The sequence below is a fragment of the Halopseudomonas sp. genome (assembly GCF_038130085.1).
Classification (GTDB): Bacteria; Pseudomonadota; Gammaproteobacteria; order Pseudomonadales; family Pseudomonadaceae; genus Halopseudomonas.
In genome coordinates, this window is record NZ_JAYPMU010000025.1 from 1 (window position 1) to 13,012 (window position 13,012).

The 13,012-nt window shown below is 56.3% G+C and carries 11 protein-coding genes, 2 tRNA genes and 1 pseudogene; 2 read left to right on the forward strand and 12 right to left on the reverse strand.

The features are described from left to right. Window positions 1–62: 62 nt before the first annotated feature. Window positions 63–149, reverse strand: a pseudogene (locus AAFM31_RS15170) (co-regulatory protein PtrA N-terminal domain-containing protein); the annotation flags it as partial. A 211-nt stretch (window positions 150–360) separates the two neighbouring features. Between AAFM31_RS15170 and AAFM31_RS15175 the strand changes: the two are divergent. Both AAFM31_RS15175 and AAFM31_RS15180 read left to right on the forward strand, forming a co-directional pair. Continuing rightward, a complete protein-coding gene (locus tag AAFM31_RS15175; protein ID WP_341708763.1) occupies window positions 361–1,038 on the forward strand; it encodes a heavy metal response regulator transcription factor in 678 nt (225 codons plus the stop codon). 2 nt (window positions 1,039–1,040) lie between these two features. Beyond that, window positions 1,041–2,417, forward strand: a complete 1,377-nt coding sequence (locus AAFM31_RS15180) for a heavy metal sensor histidine kinase (RefSeq protein WP_012018612.1) — start codon at window positions 1,041–1,043, stop codon at window positions 2,415–2,417. Window positions 2,418–2,816: 399 nt separating this feature from the next. On the opposite strand, the gene AAFM31_RS15185 is transcribed toward AAFM31_RS15180, so the two are convergent. The 11 genes from AAFM31_RS15185 to uvrB all read right to left on the reverse strand — a co-directional run bounded on the left by AAFM31_RS15185 (window position 2,817) and on the right by uvrB (window position 12,710). Then, window positions 2,817–2,893, reverse strand: a tRNA-Pro gene (locus AAFM31_RS15185). Window positions 2,894–2,970: 77 nt separating this feature from the next. Then, window positions 2,971–3,330, reverse strand: a complete 360-nt coding sequence (locus AAFM31_RS15190) for a MerR family transcriptional regulator (protein WP_083727851.1) — start codon at window positions 3,328–3,330, stop codon at window positions 2,971–2,973. Continuing rightward, complete coding sequence (gene ihfA / locus AAFM31_RS15195) at window positions 3,311–3,613, reverse strand: integration host factor subunit alpha (protein WP_083727852.1); 303 nt, start codon at window positions 3,611–3,613, stop codon at window positions 3,311–3,313. Before ihfA ends, AAFM31_RS15190 begins: the two co-directional genes overlap by 20 nt. Window positions 3,614–3,618: 5 nt before the next feature. Further along, window positions 3,619–5,997 (reverse strand): phenylalanine--tRNA ligase subunit beta, encoded by a 2,379-nt coding sequence (gene pheT / locus AAFM31_RS15200; RefSeq protein WP_341708764.1) that lies wholly within the window; start codon window positions 5,995–5,997, stop codon window positions 3,619–3,621. Window positions 5,998–6,033: 36 nt separating this feature from the next. Further along, window positions 6,034–7,050 (reverse strand): phenylalanine--tRNA ligase subunit alpha, encoded by a 1,017-nt coding sequence (pheS, locus tag AAFM31_RS15205; protein WP_341708765.1) that lies wholly within the window; start codon window positions 7,048–7,050, stop codon window positions 6,034–6,036. A 107-nt stretch (window positions 7,051–7,157) separates the two neighbouring features. Then, entirely contained in the window at window positions 7,158–7,514 is a 357-nt protein-coding gene (rplT, locus tag AAFM31_RS15210; RefSeq protein WP_341708766.1) for a 50S ribosomal protein L20, read from the reverse strand. Between the two features lie 32 nt (window positions 7,515–7,546). Continuing rightward, window positions 7,547–7,741: a 50S ribosomal protein L35 gene (gene rpmI / locus AAFM31_RS15215; protein WP_083727856.1), complete on the reverse strand. Its 195-nt coding sequence runs from the start codon at window positions 7,739–7,741 to the stop codon at window positions 7,547–7,549. 61 nt (window positions 7,742–7,802) lie between these two features. Further along, window positions 7,803–8,354, reverse strand: a complete 552-nt coding sequence (infC, locus tag AAFM31_RS15220) for a translation initiation factor IF-3 (protein ID WP_341708794.1) — start codon at window positions 8,352–8,354, stop codon at window positions 7,803–7,805. Next, window positions 8,351–10,276, reverse strand: a complete 1,926-nt coding sequence (thrS, locus tag AAFM31_RS15225; RefSeq protein WP_341708767.1) for a threonine--tRNA ligase — start codon at window positions 10,274–10,276, stop codon at window positions 8,351–8,353. The genes infC and thrS overlap by 4 nt, the downstream gene beginning before the upstream one ends. 179 nt (window positions 10,277–10,455) lie before the next feature. Further along, a tRNA-Val gene (locus tag AAFM31_RS15230) sits at window positions 10,456–10,532 on the reverse strand. Window positions 10,533–10,700: 168 nt separating this feature from the next. After that, the gene (gene uvrB, locus AAFM31_RS15235) at window positions 10,701–12,710 is read right to left on the reverse strand and encodes an excinuclease ABC subunit UvrB (protein ID WP_341708768.1); all 2,010 of its coding nucleotides are present in this window, start codon (window positions 12,708–12,710) and stop codon (window positions 10,701–10,703) included. Window positions 12,711–13,012: the final 302 nt, after the last annotated feature.

Consider the following 13,012-nt stretch of genomic DNA (forward strand, 5'->3'; position numbering starts at 1 on the left):
GGGGCCTTCTCCGCCTGGATCAGCACGGCTTCTGCTTTGTCGCGCATCTGCTGGATGCGCTAGAATACACGGTCGCTGCCCCCTTCGGCCCAAGCCATGGAAGACAGCAGTAGCGAACCAACCAGAAGCAAAGGTTTCAGCGATTTCATGGGCAGTCTCCATCAGTGCAAACTATGGCCGGCACCTCTGCTTTGCTTTTGGTCTGTCGAGGGCCGAGAGCACAACCTAGTACTCATGCTTGCACCCTAGACAAGCCACCCTGTCAGTGAGCTGAAGTCAGAATTACATTTTCGTAAGCTTCTGGTTGGGGCCGCGGTTTGCCTGCAAACTCAGGCCACCCGACTTTTGGAGTCTGCACACATGAAACTACTGGTAGCTGAAGACGAACCCAAAACCGGTACGTACCTCCAGCAAGGTCTCACCGAGGCTGGGTTCAATGTCGACCGGGTTATGACCGGTACAGATGCCCTTCAGCATGCACTTAGCGAAGCCTATGACCTGCTAATTCTGGATGTAATGATGCCTGGGCTGGACGGTTGGGAAGTGCTGCGCATGTTGCGCGCAGCAGGAAAAGACGTCCCCGTACTGTTCTTGACGGCACGCGATGGTGTGGAAGACCGCGTTAAAGGGTTGGAGCTGGGTGCGGACGACTACCTGATCAAGCCATTTGCTTTCTCAGAGCTTCTGGCCAGGGTCAGAACGCTGCTGCGTAGAGGCAATGACTCACCCACGCAAACAACGATGAAAATTGCCGATTTGGAAGTCGATCTGATGAAGCGTCGCGCCATCCGCGGCGGTAAACGAATTGACCTGACCGCGAAGGAGTTTTTACTGCTGGAACTGCTACTGCGCCGGCGCGGCGAGGTGCTCCCGAAGTCGCTGATTGCCTCTCAGGTTTGGGACATGAATTTCGACAGCGACACCAATGTCATTGAGGTTGCGGTACGCCGGCTACGCGCAAAAATCGATGACGATTTCGATCTCAAGCTGATTCATACCGCCCGCGGCATGGGATACATGATGGATGCTCCGGAGTGAATATGAAGCACCTTTCGCTGACCGCACGCATGAGCCTGATGTTCATGTCCGCGGTAATTGCAGTCCTGACGGTAGCAGGGCTGAGTTTCAATATGCTCAGCCAGCACCACTTCAAGATGCTGGATCGGCAGGCCCTGGTGGAGAAACTCGAATCCGCCAAACATATCCTCAACAATGCTCGCGGTGAAGCGAGCCTTTCGGAAGAATTACCGCAGTTGCGAGCTTTGCTGGGAGCCCATCAGGATCTGGCCGCCACTATCCTGGCCAGTGACGGTTCTGTACTGTTTTCCGACCCCAGAGCAGTCGAAGTACCTGAGCGTTTCAGACGTGCAAATGAGCAGAGCATGTGGGAGTGGCAGAACGGCCAACACATGTACCGTGGCATGACGGAGCAAATCTCGGTAGCCGATCAGGCTGAGCCGCTCACTGCGTTGCTGATTCTTGACGTCACCAATCACACACACTTTTTCGACACGCTGCAACGATGGTTTTGGATTGGATTGGTCATCAGCGCCCTGTTCAGTGCCGCACTCGGCTGGGTGGTTGCTCGCAGCGGCCTTAGGCCTCTGCGGCAAGTCACTCATGTGGCCTCCGGGATGTCCGCTCGCTCGTTACAGGAGCGAATCCCTCTCGAACCAGTGCCGCGGGAACTTCAGCAACTGGTTCTCTCCTTCAATGCGATGTTGGCTCGGCTAGAGGATGCCTTCGTTAGGCTCTCCAATTTTTCGGCCGACATTGCCCACGAGCTACGAACTCCAGTCAGCAATCTGATGACCCACACCGAGGTCGTGCTGAGTAAAAAACGCGATATCAATGCCTATGAGGAGAATCTGTACTCCAACCTGGAGGACTTGAAGCGCATGTCTCGGATGATTGATGACATGCTGTTCTTGGCCAAGGCTGATAATGGCCTGATCATCCCCGAGCAGGCCAGGATCGAACTGGCTGACGTAGTCTTCAAGCTGTTTGACTACTACCACCTTCTGGCCGAAGAGCGCGGCATTGAGCTATCGCTCACAGGCAAAGGCCAAGTGCTGGGAGATCGGCTGATGCTTGATCGCGCGCTATCCAACTTGCTGTCCAATGCGCTGCGCTACACGCCGGCGGGACAGACAATTTCGGTTCTGATCCGCGAGACAGAGGACTCCACTACCTTCAGTATCGAGAACCCAGGGGACACAATCAGCTCAGAGCATCTAGAGAAGCTCTTCGACCGCTTTTACCGGGTTGACCCCGCTCGGCGAGAGGGCAGCCCGAGCAACGCCGGGCTCGGGCTTGCAATCACCCGATCCATCATTGAGGCTCACAAAGGCCGCATCTGGTGCACCTCAGCGGCTAGCCTCACGGGCTTTCACATCGAATTGCCCCATCCCAGATAATGCCGGTCTGGCGGTAAGTAGGCTACAGCTAACCGCTAGCCCAACTTGACAGGGTGGGTGCAGGTGCAACTCGACTGAGCGCAGATTGCATTCGCCATCCAGATAGGTAACGAGCGGTGAGCTGACACAAGAGCACCCCATTCGCTCTCGGGTAGCAGCTCATGAAGTTTGGAAACTGCATCCCCCGCGCTTGCCTCGCCAAGCCAAACCAATGCTCGGATGGCGTCCCCCGCTCCAGTAGCGCCAAGCACGTCAGGTTGCCGGAAGCCCTCACAGCCTAGCCAATCTCAATTGGCAACCAATTGGCAACCAGAAAGATAAAAATAGCACTAGCATCAAAAACCTACAGGCATAAAAAAATCCAGTCACCGTTAAGTGGCTGGATTTTCTAGGTTTTTTTGGTCGGGACGGAGTGATTCGAACACTCGACCCCTTGCACCCCATGCAAGTGCGCTACCAGGCTGCGCTACGCCCCGACGATGCTTCGGTTTGTCTGCCGAAGCGGGTCGCATGATACATTAACTCCCTGAAATGAGAAAGTTTTTTTTCCGTATCAGCGAACCCGAAGAACGTTGAGCACTTCCTCCAGCTCGGCGATAGTCTGACGAATCAGCTGCTTGTACTGAGTAAGATCTTCACGGGCTTCTTCACCAGACAGGCGCTGACGCGCACCACCAATTGTGAACCCCTGATCGTACAAAAGCGCCCGAATCTGACGGATCATCAGCACGTCCTGCCGCTGGTAGTAGCGTCGGTTACCACGACGCTTGACCGGCGACAGCTGAGGAAACTCCTGCTCCCAATAACGCAGAACATGGGGTTTTACTGCGCACAACTCGCTGACTTCACCAATAGTGAAGTAGCGTTTACCGGGAATCGCCGGTAGCTCGTCGTTATGGCTGGGTTCCAGCATACGCTTCTACTCGTGCCTTGAGTTTTTGTCCCGGGCGAAAGGTCACTACTCGCCTGGCGGTGATAGGTATTTCTTCACCTGTCTTGGGATTACGGCCGGGGCGCTGACGTTTGTCGCGAAGGTCGAAGTTGCCGAATCCCGACAGCTTGACCTGCTCATTGGTCTCGAGTGCATTACGAATTTCTTCGAAAAACAGTTCGACCAACTCTTTGGCTTCGCGCTTATTGAACCCTAACTCTTCGTACAGCCGCTCAGCCATTTCCGCTTTTGTCAGAGCCCCCATTTCACCTATTTCCTTAGTGTGGCGTTGAACCCTTGCTCCAAGGACTGCAGCACTCTGTCCATGACAGCATTCACCTCGTCATCAGTAAGAGTGCGCGACGAATCCTGTAACGTCAAGCCGATTGCCATACTTTTTCTATGAGGATCAATACCTTTGCCCTCATACACGTCAAACAACCTGAGGTTTTTGAGGTGTTCACCTGCCGCATCGCGGATGGCGGAGAGCAGATCCTGCGCCAATACCTCCCGGTCTACGACCAGGGCAATATCGCGTCTGACCTCAGGGTAGCGGGACAATTCCGCGAAGCGCGGCAGTTCACCCTGGCAGATTTTCGCGACTGCCAACTCGAACACAAAAACCGGGCCATTGAGATCCAGATCGGCTACAAGCTGCGGGTGCAGCGCGCCCATCAAACCGACTTCTTCATCGCCATTAAGAATGCGAGCTGACTGGCCCGGATGCAGTGCCGGGTGCTCAACCGGAGCGAAGCGGAACGTAGTGCCGGCGCCACTCTGCGCCAGAATCGCTTCCACATCAGCCTTCACGTCGAAGAAGTCAATTTTATCAGCCGCGTTGGCCCAGCCTTCCGGCAAGCGACTACCTGCAGCAATACCAGACAGCATGACTTCCTGCTGCAACCCATCAGCGGACGGGATGAAACGCTGACCACTTTCGAACAGGCGAACACGAGCCTGCTGACGATTCTGGTTGTACTGCACGGCCTTGCTCAAACCGGCCCACAGAGTGGTACGCATGACCGCCATGTCGGCAGAGATCGGATTGGCCAATGCCAGCGGCTCAGCGGCCGGGTCGAACAGTTTATTCAAGCCGGGCTCAACAAAACTGTAGGTAATCGCTTCCTGATATCCACGAGCCACCAACAAGCGACGCAACTGCGGCAGTTCACCTTGCGCTTCTGGACGCTGGGTCAGATTAAGTTCAGCCTTGGGCGCACTGACCGGCAAGCGGTTGTAGCCATACAGGCGAGCCAACTCCTCGATTAGGTCAATTTCCAGCTTGATGTCAAAGCGGTGACTCGGCACATCAACCAGCCACTGCCCTTCGCCGACTGCAGTTACAATCATGCCAAGACCGCGCAGATACGCTTCGACCTCTGCTGCCTCCATCGCCATACCCAGCATCTGAGTAATGCGATCAGCACGCAGAGTGACCTTTTCCAGCGATGGCAACGCTGCATCGTCAGCCTGCTCGACGACCGGACCAGCCTCACCGCCGACGATCTCCAGCACCAGAGCGGTGGCCCGCTCCATCGCTTCGCGCTGCAACTGCCAATCAACGCCGCGCTCAAAGCGGTGCGAAGAGTCGGTGTGCAGGCCGTAGTTACGCGCCTTGCCGGCGATCGCAATGGTGTCGAAGAAAGCACTTTCCAGGAACAGATCGGTCGTCTTGTCGCTAACGCCACTGTGCTCGCCACCCATGATGCCGGCCATGGCCAGTGGACGCTCGTGGTCGGCAATCACCAGCGTGTCGGACTTCAGGGTGATTTCCTGACCGTCCAGCAGAACGAGCTTCTCACCCTCTTCTGCCATGCGCACGCGAATGCCGCCCTTGATCTCGGCAAGGTCAAACGCATGCATCGGCTGACCAAGTTCGAGCATCACATAGTTGGTGATATCAACAACCGGATCGATACTGCGGATATCGCTGCGACGCAGACGCTCAACCATCCACAGCGGTGTGGGGCGAGACAGATCAACATTGCGCACAACGCGGCCCAGATAACGCGGGCACGCCTTAGCAGCCAGCAGCTCGACCGGGCGCACGTCGTCGTTGGCGGGCGCAACCGGAGCAACCTGAGGACGTACGACTTCTGCAGCGTAATTGGCTCCGACTTCGCGAGCCAAGCCCGCGATGGACAGACAGTCGCCGCGATTGGGTGTCAGGTCGACCTCAATAATGGCGTCATCCAGGCCAAGGTACTCACGTACGCACTGCCCTACAGGCGCATCAGCGGGCAGCTCAAACAGACCGTCGTGATCTTCCGAGATCTGCAGTTCGGCAGCAGAGCACAGCATACCGAAGGACTCGACACCGCGCAGCTTGGCCTTCTTGATTTTGAAGTCTTCGCCGAGCACGGCGCCGACCATTGCAAAGGGGATCTTGATACCGGCTCGCGCATTAGGCGCACCGCAGACCACCTGAAACTCCTCGCTACCGTTGCTGACCCGGCACACGCGCAGTTTGTCGGCGTCAGGGTGCTGCTCGGCCGCGAGAATCTCGCCGACGACAACACCGCTAAAGTCGCCCGCCGCAGCTGCAACGCTATCGACTTCCAGACCGGTCATGGACAGACGAGCAACCAGCTCATCACGGGTAACCTGCGGATTGACCCAGCTCCGCAGCCACTGTTCACTGAATTTCATTATCTATTCCTGCTATCCGAGGCTGTATGGAGGCGTTCAGCGGAACTGCGCAAGAAAGCGCAGATCGTTGTCGAAGAACAGCCGCAGGTCATTTACGCCATAACGCAACATGGCAAGACGCTCGACACCCATACCGAAGGCGAAGCCCTGATACTTCTCCGGGTCGATACCGGAGGCGCGGAATACATTCGGGTGCACCATGCCGCAACCCATCACTTCCAGCCAGCCTGTCTGCTTGCAAACGCGGCAGCCACTGCCGCTGCACATCACGCACTGGATATCCACTTCCGCGGACGGCTCAGTGAACGGAAAGAACGACGGACGGAAGCGTACTGCCAGTTCCTTCTCGAAGAACACGCGCAGAAACTCTTCGATGGTGCCCTTGAGGTCGGCAAAGCTGACCTCGCGATCGACCAGCAACCCCTCGACCTGATGGAACATCGGTGAGTGGGTCAGGTCGGAGTCGCAACGGTATACGCGGCCTGGGCAGACGATACGAATCGGCGGCTCCTGACTCTCCATGGTGCGCACCTGGACCGGTGAGGTGTGGGTACGCAGCAGCGTATTGGCGTTGAAGTAGAAGGTGTCGTGCATCGCACGCGCCGGGTGGTGACCCGGGATATTGAGCGCCTCGAAGTTGTGGTAGTCGTCCTCAACTTCAGGGCCTTCCGCGACGGCATAACCAACGCGGGTAAAAAAGGATTCGATCCGCTCCATGGTACGAGTGACCGGATGCAGGCCGCCGGTAGTCTGACCACGGCCGGGCAGCGTGACATCAACACGCTCGGCAGCCAGACGGGCGTTCATCGCCGCATTTTCCATCTCGGACTTGCGTCCGTTGAGCACGCTTTGAACCTGCTCTTTGGCCAGGTTGACCAGTGCGCCAACCTTTGGGCGCTCCTCAGCCGGGATGTTGCCCAGGGTCTTCATCACCTGAGTCAGCTCGCCCTTCTTACCAAGGTACTGAACGCGGATATTCTCCAGCGCAGCCACATCTGCAGCCTGTTTGATTGCCTCAAGTGCTTGTGCGACCAGGGCGTCGAGGTTTTCCATCAACACGTACTCCAGAAACAAAAATAGGGGAAGAGCTTTGAGGCTCTTCCCCTATCATTGACGTTGCCAGCCGCGCCCAAGGGCGCGGTGATTGTCGTAACGAGGGCTTAAGCCAGGCTAGCCTTTGCTTTTTCGACAATCGCGGTAAACGCCGCTTTTTCGTTCACGGCCAGATCAGCCAGAACCTTACGATCGATCTCGACGGACGCTTTCTTCAGACCAGCGATCAGGCGGCTGTAGGACATGCCGTTCTGACGAGCACCAGCGTTGATACGAGCGATCCACAGCGCGCGGAACTGACGCTTGCGCTGCTTGCGGTCACGATATGCGTACTGACCAGCTTTGATAACCGCTTGCTTGGCAACGCGGAACACGCGTGAGCGCGCGCCGTAGTAACCTTTAGCCAGCTTGAGAACTTTCTTGTGACGCTTGCGCGCCATGACACCACGTTTTACACGAGCCATTGCTTTCTTCCTCTAACCTGTAACCTTGATGATTAACGCAGACGCAGCATGCGCTCGACTTTTTGGACGTCAGCAGCGTTCAGCTGCGAAGTGCCGCGAAGTTGACGCTTACGCTTTGTGCTCATCTTGGTCAGGATGTGGCTTTTGAAAGCATGCTTGTGCTTGATGCCGTTCCCGGTTTTCTTGAAGCGCTTGGCAGCGCCACTTTTGGTCTTCATTTTTGCCATGTTCAGTTACTCCAAATTGAAGTGCATCAAATAATCGCAAGGCCTGGCGTTGCCCTGGAGATTACTTTTTCTTTTTGGGGGCGATGACCATCATCAGCTGACGACCTTCCATCTTCGGGTGCTGTTCCACGGTGCCGTATTCAATCAGGTCGTTTTCGACCCGCTTCAACAGCTCCATGCCCAGCTCCTGATGGGCCATTTCGCGACCACGGAATCGCAGAGATACCTTGGCCTTGTCCCCGTCAGAGAGGAAACGAATCAGGTTGCGAAGCTTGACCTGATAGTCTCCCTCTTCCGTCCCTGGACGAAACTTGATTTCTTTGATTTGAATCTGTTTCTGATTCTTGCGCGCTGCGGCTTGCTGTTTCTTCTTTTCGAAGATGTGCTTGCCGTAGTCCATGATACGGCACACAGGCGGTGCCGCATCGGGAGAGATTTCAACCAGGTCCAGCTTGACCTCTTCAGCTGCGGTCAGCGCTTCCTGAATGGACACGATACCGATTTGCTCGCCATCGGCGCCAATCAGGCGCACTTCGCGCGCCGTGATGTTTTCGTTAATCGGCGGGCGTTGTGCGGCTCTTTTGTCTTGTCTCATCTCGCGTTTAATCTTTATTGCTCCGAATTCGGGCGGCCTCGTTGTGCCACAGCGCGAGATAGGAATTCAGCGAACTCGGTTACAGTCATTGAACCCAGATCTTTACCCTCTCGCGTGCGCACGGCCACGGTGTGCGACTCGACTTCCCGATCACCTACAACCAGCAGGTAGGGAGTCTTGTGCAAAGTATGCTCGCGGATTTTAAAGCCGATCTTCTCGTTTCTCAAGTCCGCAACGACTCTATACCCCATATCCTTCAGGGATTTCTCAACTTCACTGCAGAATTCGGCCTGATTATCGGTGATATTCAGAACCGCAGCCTGCGTTGGCGCTAGCCATGCCGGGAAGTCACCGGCGTAATGTTCGATCAGAATACCGATGAAGCGCTCGAACGAACCAAGGATTGCGCGGTGCAGCATGACCGGCGTCTTGCGCGCACCATCTTCGGCAACGTACTGGGCACCGAGGCGGCCTGGCAGCATGAAGTCCAGCTGCAGAGTGCCGCACTGCCAGACGCGACCAATACAGTCACGCAGGGAGAATTCGATCTTAGGACCGTAGAAAGCACCCTCGCCCGGTTGCAGATCCCATTTCAGGCCTGCCTCGTTCAGCGCGTCTTCCAGGCCTTTCTCTGCTCGATCCCACAGCGCATCGTCACCAACGCGACTTTCCGGACGAGTGGACAGCTTCAGCTCGACATCATCAAAGCCGAAATCCTTGTAAACCTGCAAGGTCAGCGCAATGAAATCACTGGCTTCTTTCTTGACCTGCTCATCAGTACAGAAAATGTGCGCATCGTCCTGGGTAAAGCCGCGCACGCGCATCAGGCCGTGCAGCGAACCGGACGGCTCGTTACGGTGACAGGAGCCGAACTCAGCCAGGCGCAGCGGCAGCTCGCGGTAGCTCTTCAGCCCCTGATTGAACACCTGAATGTGACACGGGCAGTTCATCGGCTTGACTGCGTAATCGCGACTTTCCGACTCGGTGGTAAACATATTCGCCGCGTAATGTTCCCAGTGACCGGAGCGCTCCCACAGCACGCGATCAACCACCTGAGGCGTCTTGATCTCTTTGTAACCGGCATCCAGCTGCACCTTGCGCATGTACTGCTCAAGCACCTGATAGATGGACCAGCCATTCGGATGCCAGAACACCATGCCTGGCGCTTCTTCCTGGGTGTGGAACAGATCCAGGCGCTTGCCGATCTTACGGTGATCGCGCTTTTCGGCCTCTTCCATACGCTGGATATAGGCAGCCAGCTGCTTCTTATCCGCCCAGGCAGTACCGTAGATACGCTGCAGCTGCTCATTCTTGGCATCGCCACGCCAGTAGGCACCGGAAATGCGCGTCAGCTTGAAGGCTTTCAGGAAACGGGTATTCGGCACGTGCGGACCACGGCACATGTCGACATACTCTTCGTGGTAGTAAAGGCCCATCGCCTTTTCGTCCGGCATATCTTCAACCAGACGCAGCTTGTACTCCTCACCACGGGACTCGAATACCTTAATGACCTCGTCACGCGGGGTCACTTTCTTGATGACGTCGTAGTGGGTGTCGATCAGCTCAGCCATGCGCTTTTCGATGGAAGCCATATCTTCCGGCGTAAACGGGCGCTCGAAGGAGATGTCGTAGTAGAAGCCGTCATCAATAACCGGGCCGATGACCATCTTGGCGCTCGGGTAGAGCTGCTTGACCGCATGACCCACCAGGTGAGCACAGGAGTGGCGAATGATCTCGACCCCGTCCTCATCTTTGGCAGTAATAATTTGCAGCGTCGCGTCTTGCTCGATCAGATCACAGGCGTCTACCAGGCGGCCGTTAACCTTACCGGCGATAGTCGCCTTGGCAAGACCGGCGCCAATGGACTGCGCGACCTCTGCTACGGAAACGGAGTTTTCAAAAACGCGCTGACTGCCGTCAGGAAGAGTAATTACGGGCATGTGCCTCTCCTTCTCAGTGGTGACCCGTACGCAAGGCCACGTGATGGATGAACCGCCCCAGCGACTCGCTGCAGTCAGACCGGCATCACGATTGCCGGCAGCCCTCTCGGACTACTGCAGAAGCACCTGAAGCGGTGCAGAAAGAAAAAAACCCGGCCACAGGGACCGGGTTTCTAATTTGGTAGGCACGATTGGATTCGAACCAACGACCCCCACCATGTCAAGGTGGTGCTCTAACCAACTGAGCTACGTGCCTGCGATGGAGGCGAACTTTACGCATCGCTCCGGACACTGTCAAGCACTAAGTTACTGAAAACCTGAAAAAAGCTTGAGAGACCGGCAGGGCGATCAACAAACAACCAGAAGCTGATTACTCTTTATACAAAGCGCTCAGATAATAACCAAAACCCTCCATCTGAACGGGTCAGACCTGCATCAACTGATCGCGCAGCTTCTGGATCTGATCGCGCAATTGGGCAGCCGATTCAAACTCCAAGTCACGTGCATGCTGGAACATTTTCTCTTCCAGCTCCGCAATCCGCTTAGTGATCTCGCCCGGCGTCCGCGGCGCGGAATACCCGGCCCCCTCTTCTGCCACCTTCTGTTGACGCCGACGTCCGCTGCGACTGCCCGGAACCACTGCGCCCTCAAGGATATCAGCGACGCTCTTGGTGACGCCTCGGGGAATAATGCCATGCTCCTTATTGAAGGTAAGCTGCTTCTCCCGACGCCGCTCGGTTTCGCCAATAGCGCGCTCCATCGACCCGGTAATACGGTCAGCGTAGAGAATCGCCTTGCCATTAAGGTTACGTGCCGCACGACCAATGGTCTGGATCAGCGAGCGCTCAGAGCGCAAGAAGCCTTCTTTATCTGCATCCAGAATGGCGACCAGCGATACCTCCGGCATATCCAGGCCCTCACGCAGCAAGTTGATACCCACCAGCACGTCAAAGGCCCCCGTACGCAAGTCACGAATAATCTCCACCCGCTCAACGGTATCGATATCCGAGTGCAGATAGCGCACCCGCACGCCGTGATCACCCAGGTAGTCCGTCAGATCCTCAGCCATGCGCTTGGTAAGCGTGGTGACCAACACCCGCTCTTCCTTTTCTACGCGCAAGCGAATCTCGGATAGCAGGTCATCAACCTGAGTAGTCGCCGGGCGCACCTCAATCAGCGGATCAACCAATCCTGTCGGCCGGACCACCTGCTCCACCACGCGACCGGCGTGCGCCTCTTCATAAGGACCAGGAGTCGCCGACACGAAGATGGTCTGTGGCGAAATCGCCTCCCACTCGTCAAAACGCATCGGTCGGTTATCAAGCGCTGATGGAAGACGGAAGCCGTACTCGACCAGGGTTTCCTTGCGCGACCGGTCACCCTTGTACATCGCCCCGACCTGCGGCACTGACACGTGAGACTCATCAATGATCAGCAACGCATTCTGCGGCAGGTAATCAAACAGCGTTGGCGGCGGCGCACCCGGTTCGCGACCGGACAGATAGCGCGAATAGTTTTCGATGCCGTTGCAGTAGCCAAGCTCCAGAATCATCTCCAGATCAAAGCGGGTCCGCTGCTCGAGCCGCTGCATTTCAACCAGCTTATTCTGTTCTTTCAGCAGCTCCAGACGCGCATCCAACTCCACCTTGATATGTTCCACAGCCTCAAGCAACTTCTCACGAGGTGTTACATAATGGCTTTTAGGATAAATAGTTACGCGCGGAACCTTACGTAAAACCTCACCCGTAAGTGGATCGAAGAAGCTGATGGTTTCAACCTCATCATCGAAGAGTTCGATACGAATCGCCTCGAGGTCGGATTCGGCGGGAAAGATGTCAATTACATCGCCACGCACCCGGTAGGTCGCACGCGCCAGCTCCATGTCGTTGCGGGTGTATTGCAACTCGGCAAGCCGCCGCAGCAAGGTGCGCTGGTCTACCCTATCGCCACGATCGACGTGCAGTACCATACGCAGATAGGACTCGGGATCGCCCAGACCGTAAATAGCGGAAACCGTTGCCACAATGATCGCATCTGGCCGCTCCATCAGCGCCTTGGTTGCCGACAAGCGCATCTGCTCGATATGGTCATTAATCGATGCGTCCTTCTCGATATAGGTATCGGACGACGGCACATACGCTTCCGGCTGGTAATAGTCGTAATAGGAAACGAAATACTCGACGGAGTTGTTCGGAAAGAACTCCTTGAATTCGCCATACAGCTGCGCGGCGAGGGTCTTGTTCGGCGCCATGATGATGGCCGGCCGCTGCACTTTCTGAATTACGTTGGCTATCGTGAAGGTCTTACCCGACCCGGTCACACCCAGCAGTGTCTGATGCGAAAGGCCCGCCTCAAGCCCCTCAACCAGCTGAGCGATCGCCACCGGCTGATCACCTGCAGGCTGAAAGCGGGTTTGCAGATTGAACTGATCCATCGATCCCGACCTCACACGTTTACGACAATCGATCATCATACCCGACCCGTCCACGTGATGCCCTGCCCCGGCTTGGCTGCCAGCGGTGACGCCAGTGCCATTGCGAACGTCAGCAGTGCAGCTGCAGAGCAAACACGCAAGGATCGCGCGGCAAAAAGACGCGCAGCACACCCGGAACCGGATTGGAGTTATGCGATCAGTTCCTTATAATGAACGGCCGCTAAGATGGCACTGATCGAACCTGTTGGCGGAGCATAGCAACCTCTCCTCGCCAACCCGTCCCTTCAGTGCAGTCCCCTGGC